Origin of the sequence: Niveispirillum sp. (genome assembly GCF_017996735.1) — a bacterium.
Classification (GTDB): Bacteria; Pseudomonadota; Alphaproteobacteria; order Azospirillales; family Azospirillaceae; genus Niveispirillum.
The window spans coordinates 1-18,778 of record NZ_JAGOGJ010000122.1 but is presented as its reverse complement, the minus strand read 5'-3'; the positions used below and the strand labels follow the sequence as shown (position 1 = coordinate 18,778).

Sequence of the window (18,778 nt, the reverse complement as noted above, 5' to 3'; positions counted from 1 at the left end):
ACAATATCGGCGCGCTGCTGCGTGGCACGAAGCGTGAGGACGTGGAGCGTGGTCAGGTTCTGGCCAAGCCCGGCTCGATCACCCCGCACACGGAGTTCGAGGCCGAGACCTACATCCTGACCAAGGAAGAAGGCGGCCGTCACACCCCGTTCTTCGCCAACTACCGTCCGCAGTTCTACTTCCGCACCACGGACGTGACCGGTTCGGTGACCTTGCCGGAAGGCACGGAAATGGTGATGCCGGGCGACAACATCCGCTTCGCCGTGAAGCTGATCGCGCCGATCGCCATGGACGAAGGTCTGCGCTTCGCCATCCGTGAAGGCGGTCGTACCGTCGGCGCCGGCGTTGTGTCGAAGATCGTCAAGTAAGTCACTTTCAAGGTCAGCAGTGCGGTGTTATCCCCGCACTGCTGAAGACCGGCGACCGCCGGTCCGGTACCGCGTGGTGCCGTAAGCCAGGGCAGCGGATACCGCCGCCCGGCGCCTGAGGGGACAAGTAAAGGGACAGGGCCGCTGGAAACAGCGGCCCTTTTCCTTTTTATGGAAGGACTTGGCCGGCAACGGCCTGGTCGATCCGGGATGCGGTGGGCGCAATGATCCCCTGCAACGTGTATCAGCAATCGGTGCAAACTGGTTGTTGCGTTGCGGGCGCAACTGCGCTATCAACCCGCACTCCCCGGGACCGCTCGGGGCGACGGCGATGTTTTGTCGCTGGCGCCTGGAACGGAACCGATGGTGTAGGAGTGTAGCTCAACTGGTAGAGCACCGGTCTCCAAAACCGGGGGTTGGGGGTTCGAGCCCCTCCACTCCTGCCATCCCCTCAAAAAGGATGGCCCCCTGCCGAAGTCCGGCCCCGCCGGTGCCTGTGCAAGGGTGACATAACGGTATGTGCATTCAGGAATGATGGCCAACGCCGACATGGCTAAAACCAATCCCGCAGAATTCTTGCGCGAGGTGCGCCGTGAGGTCGCCAAGGTCACCTGGCCGACGCGGAAGGAGACTCTTGTTTCCACCGCCATGGTCTTCGTGATGGTGATCCTGGCTTCCGTCTTTTTCCTGACGGTGGACCAGATCCTCGGATTCGGCATCCGCCTGATTCTCGGCATTGGGGGCTGACCATGGCCATGCGTTGGTACGTCGTCCACGTCTATTCCGGCTTCGAAAAGAAGGTCGCCCAGGCGATCCGCGAGAAGGCCGCCCAGAAGGGCCTGGAAGAGAAGTTTGGCGATATCCTGGTCCCGACCGAAGAGGTCGTGGAAGTGCGCCGTGGCGCCAAGATCAATTCAGAGCGCAAGTTCTTCCCCGGCTATGTGCTGGTGAAGATGGAGCTTGAGGATGAGACCTGGCATCTGGTGAAGAATGCGCCGAAGGTGACCGGTTTCCTGGGCGGTGGCGGCAAGCCGCAGGCCATTTCGGAGACCGAGGCGCTGCGCATCATGAACCAGGTGCAGGAGGGTGTGGAGAGGCCCAAGCCCTCCATCACCTTCGAGGTTGGCGAGAATGTCCGGGTTACGGATGGTCCCTTCACCTCCTTCACCGGTCTGGTGGAAGAAGTGGACGAGGACAAGTCCCGCCTCAAGGTCGCGGTCTCGATCTTCGGCCGCGCCACGCCGGTGGAACTGGAATATACCCAGGTCGAAAAGATCTGACGAATTTCCGGCCGGTGGTCTCCATCGGCCGGTTCCCGCGTGGGAGGCCAAGCCCGCAAGTCCAAGGGCGGCCGCACCACGCAAATCCCATGACGGACGGGCCCGGCCCTCCGTCGGACTATGAGGATCATCATGGCGAAGAAAATCGTCGGCTATATCAAGCTGCAGGTTCCGGCCGGCAAGGCCAACCCCAGCCCGCCCATCGGTCCGGCGCTGGGTCAGCGCGGCCTGAACATCATGGAGTTCGTCAAGCAGTTCAATGCGAAGACGGCCCAGTTGGAACAGGGCATGCCCATTCCGGTCGTGATCACCGCCTATGGTGACCGTACCTTCACGTTCGTGACCAAGACCCCGCCGGTGACCTACTTCCTGAAGAAGGCCTCGGGCATCACCAAGGGTTCCGCCACCGTTGGCAAGTCCGCCACCGTCGGTAAGGTGACCACCAGCCAGATCCGCGCCATCGCCGAACAGAAGATGGTCGATCTGAACGCGAACGACGTCGAAGCCGCGATGACCATGATCGTCGGTTCCGCCCGTTCCATGGGTCTCGAAGTGGTGGAGGGCTGATCATGGCCATCGGTAAGCGTCTGAAGAAGGCCAACGGCAACGTTGACCGCGCCAAGTTCTACGCCCTGGGCGACGCCATCGCCACGGTGAAGACCAACGCCACCGCCAAGTTCGACGAGACGGTCGAGATCGCCCTGAACCTGGGCATCGATCCGCGTCACGCCGATCAGCAGGTCCGTGGCATGGTCGTGCTGCCGAATGGCACCGGCAAGACCGTCCGCGTCGCCGTGTTCGCCCGCGCCGCCAAGGCCGAGGAAGCCCGGGCCGCTGGTGCCGATCTGGTCGGTGCCGACGATCTGGCCGAGCAGATCCTGGCCGGCAACATGAATTTCGACCGCTGCATCGCCACCCCGGACATGATGGGCGTGGTCGGCAAGCTGGGTAAGGTGCTCGGCCCGCGCGGCCTGATGCCGAACCCGAAGCTGGGCACCGTGACCCCGAACGTCGCCGACGCGGTCAAGGCCGCCAAGGGTGGTTCGGTCGAGTTCCGCGCCGAGAAGACCGGTATCGTCCATGCCGGCGTCGGCAAGGCCAGCTTCACTGCTGAAGCCCTGGAAGAGAACGTCAAGGCGTTCGTTTCCGCGATCAACCGCGCCAAGCCCTCGGGTGCCAAGGGCACCTATGTCGAGAAGGTCTCGCTGTCCTCCTCGATGGGCCCGGGTCTGAAGCTGGATGTGCAGGCGCTGGTCGCCGCGCTGAACGCCTAAGGTCCAAAACGAGTTTCCCGTTCCGGTCTCGGCCGGAACGGGATTGGGTCTCGCCTTCGGGCAAGGCCCACCCTGTCCGAGACCGCCGCGCGCCGATGGGATCCGTCCCTGACGCTTAATAGACCAGCCGGCGCAGACAGGAGCCAAAGCATTGATACGCCGGGTCGGTCTGTGCCGCCCTGGACATGATGGCTTGAAGCTTCTGGGACAGGTAACCCCGTCTGGGCTGGTTCGTTCGAACCGGCCTGGATGTGTTGTAACCGGGCGGAACGGCCTTTTGGCTGTCCTGTTCCAAATGGAGGCGAACCGTGGATCGTTCACAGAAGGAAGCTACGATCGCGGCCCTTAATCTTGAGCTGCAGTCGGCAGCCCTCGTCGTCGTGACTAAGCAGTCCGGCATGACGGTGGCTGAAGTGACCGACCTGCGCCGCAAGATGCGGGCTGCGGGCGCTAGCTACAAAGTGACCAAGAACTCGCTCGCCGTCATCGCCCTCAAGGGCACGCAGTTCGAAAAGACCGAGGGCCTGTTTAAGGGCCCGACCGCCATGGCCTGGTCCAAGGACCCGGTTGCGGCGGCCAAGGTTGCCATCGACTACGCCAAGACCAACGACAAGTTCAAGGTCATTGGCGGCTCCATCGGCGCTGTCACGCTGGACGCTTCGGGTGTTGATGCCCTGTCCAAGCTGCCGTCGCTGACGGAACTGCGTGCTGGCCTGCTCGGCATGATCCAGACCCCGGCGACCCGTATCGCCGGTGTGCTGCAGGCACCGGGTGGCCAAGTGGCCCGCGTTCTCGCGGCCTACGCCAAGAAGGACGAGGCGGCCTGAGCCGCATCTCACTCACCATTTATCTAGTTCCCTTAGGAGACCATCATGTCCAAGCTGGAAAAGCTGGTTGAAGAACTGTCCGCCCTGACCGTTATCGAGGCGGCCGAACTGTCGAAGCTGCTGGAAGAGAAGTGGGGCGTTTCCGCCGCCGCTCCGGTGGCCGTTGCTGCTGCTCCGGTCGCCGGCGCTGCCGCCGCCCCGGTCGAAGAGCAGACCGAGTTCACGGTTGAGCTGGCCGATGCCGGCGCCAACAAGATCAACGTGATCAAGGAAGTCCGCGCCATCACCGGCCTGGGCCTGAAGGAAGCCAAGGACCTGGTCGAAGGCGCTCCGAAGGTCGTGAAGGAGGGCGTGTCCAAGGACGAAGCCGCCAAGCTGAAGAAGCAGCTGGAAGACGCTGGCGCCAAGGTCAACGTCAAGTAATAAGTGGCACTCGTTGCTGCATAAGAGGGCGCTGGACGGTGGTCCCCGGAAATGGGGCCGCCGCCCGGCGTCGTCTGTCTTTTCTGGACCGGAACGATCCGCTATCATGGCGGGCTTTTCCGGGACGGGACCATGGCGGTTCCGGGCGGTGTGGGGAAAACCCTGTGTCGAACGGGAAAAACCAAGGCAAATCCTGGCTTCCACCGGCAGCGGAAGAGGGACGAGCTGATGATAACGACGCGATCCGGCGCCGATCCTGAGGGATTTGCGCCCGCGTCGATTCGTGTTTTGGGGCGGCGGGTTAGCGCCTGAAGCCTCAATTTGGGCATTGATCTAGAGCGCGCATTGCACCGGGCGAGTTCACGAGAGGCACTCTATGGCCAAGTCGTTCACGGGACGTAAGCGTATCCGCAAGAGCTTCGGGCGTATTCCCGAGGTGACCCGCATGCCGAACCTGATCGAGGTTCAGCGCAGCTCCTACGACCACTTCCTGCAAATGGATGTGGCGCCGGAGAAGCGGGCGGTCCTCGGTCTCCAGGAGGTCTTCAAGTCGGTATTTCCGATCAAGGACTTCTCCGAGCGCGCCGTGCTGGACTTCGTCCGGTACGAGCTTGAGCAGCCGAAATATGATGTCGAGGAATGCCAGCAGCGCGGTATGACCTTCGCCGCGCCGCTGAAGGTGACGCTGCGCCTCACCGTGTTCGACATTGATGAAGATACCGGTCTGCGGTCCATCCGCGACATCAAGGAGCAGGACGTCTACATGGGCGACATGCCCCTGATGACGGCCAACGGCACCTTCATCATCAATGGCACCGAGCGCGTGATCGTCAGCCAGATGCACCGCAGCCCCGGTGTGTTCTTCGACCACGACAAGGGCAAGACCCACAGCTCGGGCAAGTACCTGTTCGCCGCCCGTGTCATCCCTTATCGCGGCTCGTGGCTGGATTTCGAGTTCGATGCCAAGGACATTGTCTATGTCCGCATCGATCGCCGCCGCAAGCTGCCGGCCACCACGCTGCTCTACGCGCTGGACGGGCTGGATACGGAGGCGTCGCGCGCCGCCCGCAAGGCGCAGGGCAAGGACCTGCTGCCCTACGAGGCGCAGGGCATGACCAAGGAGGAAATCCTTGGTGCCTTCTATGAGACCGTGAACTACACCCGCGCCGGTGCCGGCTGGAAGACCGCCTTCGAGCCGGAGCGCCTGAAGGGTCAGAAGCTCGCCAATGATCTGATCGACGCCCGCACGGGTGAGATCCTGGTCCAGCGCGAAACCAAGATGACCCCGCGCGTCCTGAAGCGCCTGGTCGAGCAGGGCCTGACGGAAGTCGCCGCCCCCATCGAAGAGATCATCGGCCGTTATCTGGCCGTCGATATCATCGATGAGCGCACCGGCGAGGTCCTGTACGAGGCCGGTGACGAGATCAGCAGCGCCTCGCTGGATAAGCTCGAAAAGCAGGGTGTCCAGTCCCTGCCCGTGCTCGCCATCGACCATCTGAATGTCGGTCCCTATATCCGCAACACGATGGCCGCCGACCGCAATGCGAGCCGTGAGGACGCGCTGGTCGATATCTATCGCGTCATGCGTCCGGGTGAGCCGCCGACGCTGGAAAGCGCCGAAGCGCTGTTCCAGGGTCTGTTCTTCGACCAGGAACGCTATGATCTGTCGGCCGTGGGCCGCGTGAAGATGAACGCCCGTCTGAATTTCCAGACGGACGATCAGGTGCGCGTGCTCCGCAAGGAAGACATCCTGAAGATCCTGAAGATCCTGGTGGAACTGAAGGATGGCCGGGGCGAGATCGACGATATCGACCATCTGGGCAACCGTCGTGTCCGCTCCGTCGGCGAACTGATGGAAAACCAGTACCGCGTCGGCCTGCTGCGCATGGAACGTGCGATCCGCGAGCGTATGAGCTCGGTGGAGATCGACACGGTCATGCCGCATGACCTGATCAATGCCAAGCCGGCGGCCGCTGCCGTCCGTGAATTCTTCGGCTCCTCGCAGCTGTCGCAGTTCATGGACCAGACCAACCCGCTGTCGGAAATCACGCACAAGCGTCGTCTCTCGGCCCTGGGGCCGGGCGGTCTGACCCGCGAGCGTGCGGGCTTTGAAGTCCGCGACGTGCATCCGACCCATTATGGCCGTATCTGCCCGATTGAGACGCCGGAAGGCCCGAATATCGGTCTGATCAACAGCCTCGCGACCTATGCCCGCGTCAACCAGTACGGCTTCATCGAAAGCCCCTACCGCAAGGTGGTGGACCAGAAGGTGACGTCGGAAGTGGTCTACCTGTCGGCCATGGAAGAAGGCCGTTACATGGTGGCGCAGGCCAACGCGCCGTTGCAGGCTGATGGCAAGTTCGCCGAGCTGCTGGTGTCCTGCCGTAAGGGCGGTGAATACCTGCTGGCCCGTCCGGACATGATCGACCTGATCGACGTGTCGCCCAAGCAGGTCGTGTCCGTCGCCGCTGCGCTGATCCCGTTCCTGGAGAACGACGACGCGAACCGCGCGCTGATGGGCTCCAACATGCAGCGTCAGGCCGTGCCGCTGATCAAGGCGGACTCACCGCTGGTCGGCACCGGCATGGAAGCGACGGTGGCCCGTGACTCGGGCGTGACCATCGTGGCCCGGCGCGCCGGTATTGTCGATCAGGTGGACGCCACCCGTATCGTGGTCCGCGCGACCGAGGATACGGACCCGGCGGCCCCCGGCGTCGATATCTACAACCTGCTGAAGTTCCAGCGTTCCAACCAGAACACCTGTATCAACCAGAAGCCGCTGGTGAAGGTGGGCGACCGGGTGATCAAGGGCGATATCATCGCCGATGGTCCCTCGACCGACCTGGGTGAACTGGCCCTGGGCCGCAACGTGCTCGTCGCGTTCATGCCCTGGAATGGTTACAACTTCGAAGATTCGATCCTGATCTCCGAACGGATCGTGCGCGATGACGTCTTCACCTCGATCCATATCGAGGAGTTCGAGGTCATGGCCCGCGATACCAAGCTGGGCCAGGAAGAAATCACCCGCGACATTCCGAATGTCGGCGAAGAGGCTCTGAAGAACCTCGACGAAGCCGGCATCGTCTATATCGGCGCCGAAGTCCGTCCGGGTGACATCCTGGTCGGCAAGGTCACGCCGAAGGGCGAAAGCCCGATGACGCCGGAAGAGAAGCTGCTGCGCGCCATCTTCGGTGAAAAGGCCTCTGACGTACGCGACACGTCGCTGCGCCTGCCGCCGGGTGTTGTCGGTACCGTCGTGGAAGTGCGCGTCTTCTCCCGCCGCGGCGTGGACAAGGACGAGCGCGCCCTGGCCATCGAACGGGCCGAGATCGAGAAGCTGGCCAAGGACCGCGACGACGAGAAGGGCATTCTGGAACGCTCCTTCTACACCCGTCTGAAGGAACTGCTGATCGGCCAGACCGTTGTTTCGGGTCCCAAGGGCCTGCGCGGTGGTGAGGTGATCAATGCCGAGCTGCTGTCGGGTCTGACCCGGGGCCAGTGGCGCCATATCTCCGTCGCCGATGACGGGGTCATGGAGTTCATCGAGCAGACCGGCAAGGTGTTCGACGACAGCGTCCAGCGCCTGCAGGAAAAGTTCGAGAACAAGGTCGAGAAGCTGCAGCGCGGTGACGAGCTGCCGCCCGGCGTGATGAAGATGGTCAAGGTCTTCGTGGCTGTGAAGCGCAAGCTGCAGCCCGGTGACAAGATGGCCGGTCGTCACGGCAACAAGGGCGTCATCTCGCGCATCACCCCGATCGAAGACATGCCGTATCTGGAAGATGGGCGGAATGTCGACATCGTGCTGAACCCGCTGGGCGTGCCGTCGCGCATGAATGTCGGTCAGATCCTGGAGACCCACCTTGGGTGGGCCGCCGCAGGGTTGGGCCGTCAGATCGGCGAGATGCTGGACAAGATGCGGGCCAAGGCGACCGACGCCGCCATGAAGTCCAAGACCCTGGATGAGCTGCGGGCCCGCCTGCGTCACATCTATGGTGAGGATGTGTGGGGCGCCGACATTGCCGACATGGGCGATCCTGAGCTGATCGAGCTGGCCAACAACCTGCGTCGCGGCATCCCCTTCGCTACCCCCGTCTTCGACGGTGCGCGCGAAGAGGATATCTGCCGCATGCTGGAAGATGCCGGCATCGACCGTTCGGGCCAGATGCAGTTGATCGACGGCCGCACGGGTGAGCCGTTCGACCGCCGCGTCACGGTCGGCTACATCTACATGCTGAAGCTGCACCACCTGGTCGACGACAAGATCCACGCCCGCTCCATCGGCCCCTACAGCCTTGTGACCCAGCAGCCGCTGGGTGGTAAGGCCCAGTTCGGTGGCCAGCGCTTCGGTGAAATGGAAGTGTGGGCACTGGAAGCTTACGGCGCTGCCTATACGCTGCAGGAAATGCTGACGGTGAAGTCGGACGACGTGTCCGGCCGTACCAAGGTTTACGAAGCCATCGTCCGTGGCGACGACAACTTCGAAGCCGGCATTCCCGAAAGCTTCAACGTTCTGGTCAAGGAACTGCGTTCGCTGGGCCTGAATGTCGAGCTTAACGAGCGCGACTACTGATCGGCGGAAGGACATTGGGATGATTGCCAGAGGCACCTTAAGCAAGCGCATTGCAAGAGTTTGCATTCTGGCAATCGCCCTTTTGTTCGGGGCAGTTCCGGGTAGTTTTGCCAGGGAGGTCGAGTTTTCTCCCCCGGTGCAGCAGAATCCGGAATTCCAACGCTTTGCGGGCTGGATGAAGCCGAAGCTGGACTACTTGATTAAAGATCTTGGTGTCCCAGAGTTGGCTTATGTAGCGGTTCAAGAGCCGACTGGCAGACTTTTCCTGTTTGAGTATCTACAACCGGGTGCCTCGCTGAATTCTTGGCGGCGCATGGTGAGTGTCAACACGTTCCTGATTGGTAACGATGAGGAAATGGCCCGACAAGGCATTGGAAAGGTCATGGACCTTTACGTTGCTGAATGGGGCACGAACGTCAAAAACGTACAGCGCCAGAAGTTGCCTACCGGCGACGAAGGCTTTTACGGTGAGTTGACTGTTGGTGAGGGCGCAATCGCGGAGGATATCGCAGTTGTGATACGCAGGATTGGAGTGTTTGCCGTTGTCATCATGAACCAGAAGCGGGATGGCACTTTGTCGGCTGACGAAAAGTTTGCCACCCACTCCATTCTTTCGCTTATCGAGGCGCCCGCTGCTCCTTGAAGTTTCTGGTAACTGATCGCTCAACAGAGTTACGACTTAAATTGCGTCGGGCAGGTTCAGGCTCACGCCACGCTGGAGACGGCATATGAATACCGAGTTGATGAACATCTTCGGCGCCCCGCAGGGTCCGCAGAGTTTCGACCAGATCCGCATCTCGATCGCCAGCCCGGAGCGTATCCGTTCCTGGTCGTTCGGCGAGATCAAGAAGCCCGAGACGATCAACTACCGGACCTTCAAGCCGGAGCGCGACGGCCTGTTCTGCGCCCGCATCTTCGGTCCGATCAAGGATTACGAGTGCTTGTGCGGCAAGTACAAGCGCATGAAGTATCGCGGCATCATCTGCGAAAAGTGCGGCGTGGAAGTGACCTTGTCCAAGGTCCGCCGCGAGCGCATGGGCCATATCGAACTGGCCTCGCCCGTTGCCCATATCTGGTTCCTGAAGTCGCTGCCGTCCCGCATCGGCCTGTTGCTGGACAACACGCTGAAGGATCTGGAGCGCATCCTTTATTTCGAAAACTATGTCGTCATCGAACCCGGCCTGACCGAGCTGAAGCAGGGTCAGTTGCTGTCGGAAGACGAGCTGATCGACTTCCAGGACAAGTACGGCGAAGACACTTTCACCGCCAAGATCGGCGCCGAGGCCCTGAAGGACATGCTGTCCTCCCTGGACCTCGTGACCGAGAAGGCGAATTGCCGCGACGACCTGCGCGAGACCGCGTCCGAAGCCAAGCGCAAGAAGCTTGTCAAGCGCCTGAAGATGCTGGAAGCCTTCCTGGGCAATCCGGTCGAGGTTGAGACGGTCGCCGATTATGAGCGGTTCGAGGGCTATAAGGAGCGTATCGAGCGCCCCGATGGCCCGACCATCTACAAGACCTACCCGGAAGCGACCCGTCCGGAATGGATGATCCTGGAAGTCGTTCCGGTCATTCCGCCCGAACTGCGTCCGCTGGTGCCGCTGGATGGTGGCCGTTTCGCGACGTCGGATCTGAACGATCTGTATCGCCGCGTGATCAACCGCAACAACCGTCTGAAGCGTCTGATCGAGCTGAAGGCCCCGGACATCATCGTCCGCAACGAAAAGCGCATGCTGCAGGAGGCCGTCGACGCTCTGTTCGACAATGGCCGCCGTGGCCGCGTGATCACCGGTGCCAACAAGCGTCCGCTGAAGTCCATCAGCGATATGCTGAAGGGCAAGCAGGGCCGCTTCCGCCAGAACCTGCTGGGCAAGCGCGTCGACTACTCGGGCCGTTCGGTCATCGTGGTGGGTCCGGAGCTGAAGCTGCACCAGTGCGGCCTGCCCAAGAAGATGGCGCTGGAGCTGTTCAAGCCCTTCATCTACGCCAAGCTGGAACTGTACGGTCTGGCCAGCACCATCAAGGCCGCCAAGCGTATGGTGGAAAAGGAACGTCCCGAGGTCTGGGACATCCTGGAAGAGGTCATCCGCGAGCATCCCGTGATGCTGAACCGCGCGCCGACCCTGCACCGTCTTGGCATTCAGGCGTTCGAGCCGACCCTGATCGAAGGTAAGGCCATCCAGCTTCACCCGCTGGTCTGCACCGCGTTCAACGCCGACTTCGACGGCGACCAGATGGCCGTGCACGTGCCCCTGAGCCTTGAGGCTCAGTTGGAAGCGCGCGTCCTGATGATGTCGACCAACAACATCCTGTCGCCCGCCTCGGGCCGTCCCATCATTGTGCCGTCGCAGGATATCATCCTGGGTCTGTACTACATCACGATGGAACTGCCGGGTGCGGTGGGTGAAGGCATGGCCTTCGGCTCCATCGGCGAGATCGAGCACGCGCTGGCGGCCAAGGTCGTCACGCTGCATTCGAAGATCCAGGCCCGCTATCACACGGTGGACCAGGACGGCAACCCGATCACGACCCGCGTGACGGCCACCCCCGGCCGCATGCTGCTGTCGGAGATCCTGCCGCGCCATCCGGCCATCAAGTTCGACCTGATCAACCGCCTTCTGACCAAGAAGGAAATCGGCAACATCATCGACGTCGTCTACCGCCATTGCGGTCAGAAGGAGACGGTGATTTTTGCCGACCGGATGATGCGTCTGGGCTTCACCAACGCGTTCAAGGCCGGCATCTCCTTCGGCAAGGATGACATGGTCATCCCGGCCGAGAAGGAGACGCTGATCAAGGAAGCCCAGGACCGCGTGAAGGAGTTCGAGCAGCAGTATCTGGACGGTCTGATCACCCAGGGCGAAAAGTACAACAAGGTGGTCGACGTCTGGTCGGAAACGACCGAAAAGGTCGCCGGCGCCATGATGAAAGTGATCGAGCAGCCGCGTCCGGGCTTCGGCGTGAACTCGGTCTACATGATGGCCCATTCCGGTGCCCGTGGTTCGCCGGCCCAGATCAAGCAGTTGGCCGGTATGCGCGGCCTGATGGCCAAGCCCTCGGGCGAAATCATCGAGACGCCGATCATCTCGAACTTCAAGGAAGGTCTGTCGGTTCTCGAATACTTCAACTCCACGCACGGTGCCCGTAAGGGTCTGGCCGACACCGCGTTGAAGACCGCGAACTCCGGTTACCTGACCCGCCGTCTGGTGGACGTGGCGCAGGACGCCATCATCACCGAGACGGATTGCGGCACGAAGAATGGCCTGACCGTGAAGGCGGTGATCGATGGCGGCGACGTCATTGTTCCGCTGTCCGAGCGTATCCTGGGCCGTACCTCGACTGTCGATCTGGTCAACCCGCTGACCGGCGAGATGATCCTGCCGGCCGGTGAGCTGATCACCGAGCGGGAGATCGAGCTGGTCGACCGCGCCGGCATCGACACGGTGCATATCCGCTCCGTGCTGACCTGCGAAACGCAGGACGGCGTGTGCGCCCATTGCTACGGCCGCGATCTGGCCCGTGGCACGCGGGTGAACATGGGCGAGGCCGTGGGCGTCATCGCCGCCCAGTCGATCGGTGAGCCGGGCACGCAGCTTACGATGCGTACGTTCCACATCGGTGGTGCGGCGCAGCGTGGTGCGGAGCAGAGCTTCATCGAGGCGACGCTGGATGCCAAGGTCATCGTGCGTAACCGCAACCTCGTCATGAACAGCGAGGGTGTGCCGGTGGTGATGGGGCGCAACTGCGAACTGGCACTGCTGGACGAACAGGGCCGCGAGCGCGCCAAGCACCGTGTCCCCTACGGCGCCAAGCTGAACAAGGCGCTGGCGGTTGACGGGGCCCCCATCAAGCGCGGTGACCGCCTGGCCGAATGGGACCCGTACACCCTGCCGATCCTGACCGAAAAGGAAGGTACGGTTGCCTATGTCGATCTGGTGGAGGGCTTGTCCGTCCGCGAAGTGATGGACGAGGCCACCGGCATCTCCGCCAAGGTCGTGGTCGATTGGCGCCAGCAGCCGCGCGGTGCCGACCTGCGTCCGCGTATCGCCCTGCTGGATGCCAACGGCGAGGTCCTGAAGCTGCCGAACGGTGCGGAAGCCCGCTACTTCATGAGCGTGGATGCCATCCTGTCGGTGGAAAATGGTGCGAAGGTCCAGGCCGGCGACGTGCTGGCCCGTATCCCGCGCGAAAGCTCCAAGACGCGTGACATCACCGGCGGTCTGCCGCGCGTGGCCGAGCTGTTCGAAGCCCGCCGCCCCAAGGATTTCGCGATCATCGCGGAGCTTGAAGGCCGGGTCGAGTTCGGCAAGGACTACAAGACCAAGCGCCGCATCGTCGTGAAGAATGACGAGACGGGGGACGAGCGCGAGTACCTGATCCCGAAGGGCAAGCACATTGCCGTTCAGGAGGGCGACTATGTCCAGAAGGGCGACAGCCTGATGGATGGCAGCCCGGTGCCGCACGACATCCTGTCGGTCATGGGCGTGGAAGCGCTGGCCAACTACCTGATCAATGAGATCCAGGACGTCTATCGTCTGCAGGGCGTGAAGATCAACGACAAGCACATTGAAGTGATCGTCCGCCAGATGCTGCAGAAGATCGAGGTTTCCGATCCGGGTGACACCACCCTGCTGATCGGCGATCAGGTTGATCGCGTGGAGTTCGAGCAGGAAAACCGCGCCGTTCAGCAGCGGATCAAGGAAGGCGAAGTCGATCTGCGCTTTGCAGTCGGCAAGCCGGTTCTGCAGGGCATCACCAAGGCGTCGCTGCAGACCCGTTCGTTCATCTCCGCCGCGTCGTTCCAGGAAACGACCCGCGTCCTGACGGAAGCTGCCGTTCAGGGCAAGGTCGACAATCTGGAAGGCCTGAAGGAGAACGTGATCGTCGGTCGTCTGATCCCGGCCGGTACCGGTTCCGTCGTCAACCGTCTGAAGGCCATCGCTGCGGAGCGTGATCGCGCCATGCAGCTTGGTGAGGATGGTGAGACGCCGGCACTGCCGGAGGCGGCTGCCGAGTAACGGCACGCTGTTTCAGGTGTGAGAGTAAAGGGCCATCCCGGCGACGGGGTGGCCCTTGTTTTTTGGGCCGCCGGCGGGAAGACCTTGTCCAGAGCCGGCGCCTATCCGGCCTCTATCATCGCATGGTCCCCGGGCTATGACCGGTGTGGAGCGGCGATTGACATTAAGGCGTTAACCCGTAAATTATGAGTTTACCAAAAAGCAACGGTTCGCCTGCGGATTGTGGGTACGGTGCTGCAGCCCGAAGGGTTGGCGGCTTCGGTTGATGCCACCACGCCAGAAAACATCGGAAAATTATGCCTAAGATCGAGCGCTATCTTGGCTTCGCCTTTGCTAACTCCGACCTGTTGCTGGAAGTGGAGCCGGAGGGTGTCGTTCGCTTCATCACGGGCGCGGTCCAGGGACTGACGGGGCGGACGCCCGCTGACGTCGTTGGCCAGCCCCTGCGTACGTTGCTGTCAGAGGCTGACGGCCGTCTTGTCATGCGTTTGCTGGCCGGCATGGGCGAGAATGAGCGTCTGGAACCGCGCGTCATGCAATTGCGCCATGCCACGGCGGGCGACATTGCCTGCGTCATGGGGGCCTATCATGTGGCCGGGCGGAAAAGTGTCAATGTGACCTTCGCCCGCCTCACCGCCCGGGAGGTTGCGCAGGCGCCTTCATCGAGCTGCGATGCCGAAACCGGCCTGAGCAGTCGTGAGGCCTTTCAGAATTATCTGGCCTCGATGGAAGGGCGGGGGGAGCAGACCCGCCACCTGACCTTGTTCCGGCTGGGGCAGTTGCGGGACATGTGCGCTGGGCTGGTGCCGTCCGCGGCCAGCGAATTGTTGGCGGAAATCGGGGCGGTCCTGCGCCAGTACGCCCCGTCGGACGCTGCGGTCGCGCGACTGGGCGTTGACCGGTTCGGCATGCTGCACGGTGGTGATCTGGTCGATGTCGTCAAGGGGGAGATCGACGCCGTCGTCCGCAGCCTGGTGCCGGAGGCTGCCGATCCCATCATCGATGTGCAGACGCTGGACACGGAAAGCCTGGGGTTGTCGCTGTCTGACCGCGTGCGTGTCCTGTTGCATGTGGTGCGCAGCTTCGCCGAGCGGGAGACCATCCCCCTGGACCCTGCCGGTGGGCGGGCGCTGGTCGGTGCCATCGTCAAGGATACGGTGCGCCGGATGATAAGCCTGCGCGGCGATCTGGGCGGACGGCGCATCCACATGGCCTATCAGCCCATTATCGATCTGCGCACCGGCCGGTCCCATCATCTTGAGGCGCTGGCCCGTGGCGATGATGGCCGTTCCTATGCCTCCGGTGTGGCCTTCGCCGAGCAGATCGGCATTGCCACCGAACTGGACCTGTTCATTTGCCGGACCGTGCTGCGCGACCTTGAAAAGGTGTCAGCGGATTGCAAGGTGGCGGTCAATCTTTCCGGTCATTCGATCGAGAGCGACGTCTTCGTCGCGACCCTGTTGGAACTGCTGCGCGCCCATCCCAGGACCAGTCCCCGTGTCCTGTTTGAGTTGACGGAAACGGTGGGCCTGCGCGACATCCCCCGGGCGGCCCGGGTGATCAATGAATTGCGTGCCGCCGGGCATATGATCTGTCTGGATGATTTCGGCGCGGGAGCGGCTTCCTTCCCCTATCTGCGCGACCTGCGCTTCGATTATGTGAAGCTTGATGGCAGCTATGTCCGCAATCTGGGCCGTAGTGAGCGGGACGACGCGATTCTGGGCAGCATGATGCGTCTGTGCCAGCAGCTCAAGGTTCAAACCATCGCGGAGCATGTGGAAACGGTGGAACAGGCCATCCGGCTGCGCGGGCTGAAGTGCAACTTCGCGCAGGGCTGGCTGTTTGGTGAGGCCGGACCCCGGATCGAGGTTCAGCACTTTGATCTCTCCAAACTGAAGTATCCCAGCCAGTGGCGCAGCCAGCTTAAGATATCGTAGCGGCTGTTAAGAACAGGCCTGATCCCGCGTCATGCGACCATGCCGGCTCGCCGCATGAAGGCCTGTTAGCGCCGGTGCCGACGCGGGAACGGTGGCGCGCAGAGACGAGCCCCTTGGCAAGCCCCCCTGACACCGCCTAAATAGCCCGCATTCAGGTCTAAGGCGGGAGTGTGCAAGATGGCGGCTGGTCGGTTGACAGGCAGGTTGGGCCTGCTGTTCGCGGCCCTTTCCGGTGTGGGGACCGCCTCCATCGTGGGTGAGTTGCTGCGCGCCCTGCCGCAGGCATCGGCCATCGCGGCGGAAAACCCCATGATTCTGGTGGCCGCCCCCATGCCCATCGGGGCCGTGGTCGCCATCGCCCATATATTCTGGTTGCGGTCGGTCCAGGCAAAGTTGCTGGCAAAGCGGGAGCAGCCGGCGGCGCCCGTGCGGACCCTGGTGCCCCCTCCGGACGATGGCGAGGGCGGGGGCAAGCCCCCCCGCTGGCGCCCCGTCATCCGCAATTGAGCCGTGCCATGAACCGCACGCAACTGACCTTGGCCCTGGACCGGATGGACCGGCTTTATCCCAACGTGCTTCAGCCCGACTACCGGGATGAGGTGCTGGGGGTGGGACGGTCCTTCACGCCGCTGGCCCGGAGCGCGAAAAAGCTGGGCAGTGTTCTCCACGCCCATCGCGGTCGCAAGCTGGACCAGTTGGAGGAGCGGGTTATCGCGGAGGTGCGGCAGCTTCACGACGAATTGCGGGAAGGTGCCCAGCGTCTGTTGGCCGCCAAAATATGGATCGGCGACGAATAACCGCCGATTGTCTCACGCCCCGAAGAACACCTTGTACATCAGTCGTCCCGGCAACAGGGTGAAGGCACCCGTGATGATCAGGGCCAGCACGTAAAGTCGGATCATGCTGCGCTTGTGCCGCGCGATGTCGCCCCGGCGCGCCAGGCGGATGGCTTGCCACAAGGCGACCAGCACCAGCACCGACAGAAGGTGGATGGCGCTGAACATTCCGAACATCCGGATTTCATGAATGAAGAAGGAAGACAGCGCCACGATGGCCATACAGGCCACCCAGATACGGCCCAGCAACCGGTGTGTTGGTGTGCCCTTGGGCATGGCAAACTGAACACCGCCCAGGATGATGGCGGTTGTGGCCAGCACGGCATGAAGCTGGATTAACGCCGGGGCGTTGAGAAACAGATCGAAACCCTGCAATTGAAATCCCCTGTCCGATAGGTTTTTCAAACCTATCGGACAGAACCGACCATAAAATCAACGGTCTGGTTATCGGATGGGGGGAGGTCAGCGGATGACGCTGCCCCACAGGTCATATTCGTCCGCTTCCTCGATTTTTACGCGGACCATGTCGCCGGGCTTCACCTTGAATTCATCATTCAGGTAGACGGCGCCGTCGATCTCCGGTGCGTCGGCCCAGGAACGGCCGATGGCGCCGTCCTCGTCGACCTCGTCAATCAGCACATCCATCTCGCGGCCGATCTTGGTGGCAAAGCGCTTGGCGCTGATTTCCTGCTGGTGGGCCATCAGGCGATTCCAGCGTTCCTCCTGAACCTCTTTCGGCACCGCACCGGCCAGTTCATTGGCGGGCGCGCCCTCCACCGGCTCGTACTTGAAGCAGCCCAGACGGTCGATCTGCGCTTCGGTCAGCCAGTCCAGCAGATACTGGAAATCCTGTTCCGTTTCCCCGGGGAATCCCACGATGAAGGTGGACCGCAGGGTCAGGTCGGGGCAGCCCTGGCGCCACATCTTGATCCGGTCCAGCACCTTGTCGGTATTTGCCGGGCGCTTCATGGCCTTCAGCACGTTGGGGGCGGCATGCTGGAACGGGATATCCAGGTAGGGCAGGACCTTGCCTTCCGCCATCAGGCCGATGACCTCGTCCACATGCGGATAGGGGTAGACATAGTGCAGGCGAATCCAGGCGCCCAGGTCACCCAGTTCGCGCGCCAGGTCGATGAATTTGGCGCGGACCTGGCGGCCCTTCCACTTGCTCTCGGCATAGCGTGTGTCCATGCCATAGGCGGAGGTGTCCTGGCTGACCACCAGGATCTCTTTCACCCCGGCCTTCACCAGCGCCTCGGCCTCAGCCAGCACCATGTTGGCGGGGCGGGAGACCAGATCGCCGCGGATGGACGGGATGATGCAGAAGGTGCAGCGATTGTTGCAGCCCTCGGAAATCTTCAGATAGGCATAATGACGGGGCGTCAGGCGCAGGCCCTGCGGCGGCACTACGTCCAGATACGGATCATGGCGCGGCGGCACCACATCATGCACCGCGTTCACCACCTGCTCATACTGGTGCGGGCCGGTGACGGCCAGGACGTTGGGGTGGTTCTGCCGGATCAGGCTTTCTTCCTTGCCCAGGCAACCGGTGACGATGACTTTGCCATTTTCCTTGATGGCCTCCCCGATGGCTTCCAGGCTTTCGGCCTTGGCACTGTCCAGGAAGCCGCAGGTATTGACCAGCACGACATCGGCCCCGTCATAGGAGCCGGAAATCTCATACCCTTCCGACCGCAGCTTGGTCAGGATGCGTTCACTGTCGACCAGCGCCTTGGGGCAGCCGAGGGAGACGATGCCGACCTTGGGCGCGGCGGCGGGGGAATGGGTCTGCTTGCTCATGGGGAAGGGTCCTTGAAAACAAGCCGCCTGTATAAGCCGGGACAAGGTTTCAGGCCAGGGGGGGCGCAAGCATGGCGGGGTGGCGATAAGCGGCGCGGATGGCGTGACGGCACGATTCGGGCTATGATGGCGCCTGATCACCGTGTCCGGGATGCCGCCATGGCCGTCGCCGTCAAAAAGTCCACGCTGAAACGCATGAGCATCGAGGAGTTCCTGGCCTGGGACTCGGGCGATGGCCTGCGATATGAGCTGGTGAATGGCTGGCCGGTGGCGCAATCGGTGCCTTCCCGCAATTACGGCCGCATGGATGTGAATGTCGGCGCCGGCTTGAAGAACCGCGTTAAGGCTGCGGGGCGTCCCTGCGTGGTCGAAAGCAGCAGTGGGTTGCGCATAGACCAGCGCTGGACCGTCCGCGCGCCCGACCTGCTGCTTCGCTTCGGTCCAGACC

General features: G+C 62.4%; 15 protein-coding genes, 1 tRNA gene and 1 pseudogene. 15 read left to right on the top strand and 2 right to left on the bottom strand.

Features of this window, described 5'->3' with window-relative positions; translation table 11 throughout:
- The 14 genes and pseudogenes from tuf to KBA48_RS25995 form a co-directional block, all read left to right on the top strand.
- Window positions 1-368: pseudogene (gene tuf / locus KBA48_RS26060) on the top strand (elongation factor Tu); the annotation flags it as partial.
- A 370-nt stretch (window positions 369-738) separates the two neighbouring features.
- A tRNA-Trp gene (locus tag KBA48_RS26055) sits at window positions 739-814 on the top strand.
- Between the two features lie 103 nt (window positions 815-917).
- Window positions 918-1,115, top strand: coding sequence for a preprotein translocase subunit SecE (gene secE, locus KBA48_RS26050; RefSeq protein WP_054169740.1), 198 nt, complete (start codon window positions 918-920; stop codon window positions 1,113-1,115).
- 2 nt (window positions 1,116-1,117) lie between these two features.
- Entirely contained in the window at window positions 1,118-1,648 is a 531-nt protein-coding gene (gene nusG / locus KBA48_RS26045; protein WP_292911613.1) for a transcription termination/antitermination protein NusG, read from the top strand.
- A gap of 132 nt (window positions 1,649-1,780) precedes the next feature.
- Window positions 1,781-2,215: a 50S ribosomal protein L11 gene (rplK, locus tag KBA48_RS26040; protein WP_292911612.1), complete on the top strand. Its 435-nt coding sequence runs from the start codon at window positions 1,781-1,783 to the stop codon at window positions 2,213-2,215.
- The gene (rplA, locus tag KBA48_RS26035) at window positions 2,215-2,922 is read left to right on the top strand and encodes a 50S ribosomal protein L1 (RefSeq protein WP_292911614.1); all 708 of its coding nucleotides are present in this window, start codon (window positions 2,215-2,217) and stop codon (window positions 2,920-2,922) included. Before rplK ends, rplA begins: the two co-directional genes overlap by 1 nt.
- Window positions 2,923-3,230: 308 nt before the next feature.
- Window positions 3,231-3,749: a 50S ribosomal protein L10 gene (gene rplJ / locus KBA48_RS26030; protein WP_292911611.1), complete on the top strand. Its 519-nt coding sequence runs from the start codon at window positions 3,231-3,233 to the stop codon at window positions 3,747-3,749.
- Window positions 3,750-3,794: 45 nt separating this feature from the next.
- Complete coding sequence (gene rplL, locus KBA48_RS26025; RefSeq protein ID WP_292911610.1) at window positions 3,795-4,172, top strand: 50S ribosomal protein L7/L12; 378 nt, start codon at window positions 3,795-3,797, stop codon at window positions 4,170-4,172.
- A gap of 376 nt (window positions 4,173-4,548) precedes the next feature.
- Window positions 4,549-8,742: a DNA-directed RNA polymerase subunit beta gene (gene rpoB / locus KBA48_RS26020; protein ID WP_292911609.1), complete on the top strand. Its 4,194-nt coding sequence runs from the start codon at window positions 4,549-4,551 to the stop codon at window positions 8,740-8,742.
- Window positions 8,743-8,761: 19 nt separating this feature from the next.
- The gene (locus tag KBA48_RS26015) at window positions 8,762-9,385 is read left to right on the top strand and encodes a hypothetical protein (RefSeq protein ID WP_292911608.1); all 624 of its coding nucleotides are present in this window, start codon (window positions 8,762-8,764) and stop codon (window positions 9,383-9,385) included.
- Window positions 9,386-9,470: 85 nt separating this feature from the next.
- The gene (gene rpoC / locus KBA48_RS26010; protein ID WP_292911607.1) at window positions 9,471-13,757 is read left to right on the top strand and encodes a DNA-directed RNA polymerase subunit beta'; all 4,287 of its coding nucleotides are present in this window, start codon (window positions 9,471-9,473) and stop codon (window positions 13,755-13,757) included.
- A gap of 296 nt (window positions 13,758-14,053) precedes the next feature.
- Window positions 14,054-15,694 (top strand): GGDEF domain-containing phosphodiesterase, encoded by a 1,641-nt coding sequence (locus tag KBA48_RS26005; RefSeq protein WP_292911606.1) that lies wholly within the window; start codon window positions 14,054-14,056, stop codon window positions 15,692-15,694.
- Window positions 15,695-15,871: 177 nt separating this feature from the next.
- Entirely contained in the window at window positions 15,872-16,201 is a 330-nt protein-coding gene (locus KBA48_RS26000; RefSeq protein ID WP_292911605.1) for a hypothetical protein, read from the top strand.
- Between the two features lie 8 nt (window positions 16,202-16,209).
- Window positions 16,210-16,491, top strand: a complete 282-nt coding sequence (locus KBA48_RS25995) for a hypothetical protein (protein ID WP_292911604.1) — start codon at window positions 16,210-16,212, stop codon at window positions 16,489-16,491.
- Between the two features lie 12 nt (window positions 16,492-16,503).
- On the opposite strand, the gene KBA48_RS25990 is transcribed toward KBA48_RS25995, so the two are convergent.
- Together KBA48_RS25990 and rimO are read right to left on the bottom strand one after the other, a co-directional pair.
- On the bottom strand, window positions 16,504-16,905 hold the full coding sequence (locus KBA48_RS25990) for a DUF2306 domain-containing protein (protein WP_292911603.1): 402 nt from the start codon (window positions 16,903-16,905) through the stop codon (window positions 16,504-16,506).
- Window positions 16,906-16,992: 87 nt separating this feature from the next.
- Entirely contained in the window at window positions 16,993-18,330 is a 1,338-nt protein-coding gene (gene rimO / locus KBA48_RS25985) for a 30S ribosomal protein S12 methylthiotransferase RimO (RefSeq protein WP_292911602.1), read from the bottom strand.
- 159 nt (window positions 18,331-18,489) lie between these two features.
- Between rimO and KBA48_RS25980 the strand changes: the two genes are divergently transcribed.
- A partial coding sequence (locus KBA48_RS25980) for a Uma2 family endonuclease (RefSeq protein WP_292911601.1) occupies window positions 18,490-18,778 on the top strand: 289 nt, incomplete at its 3' end.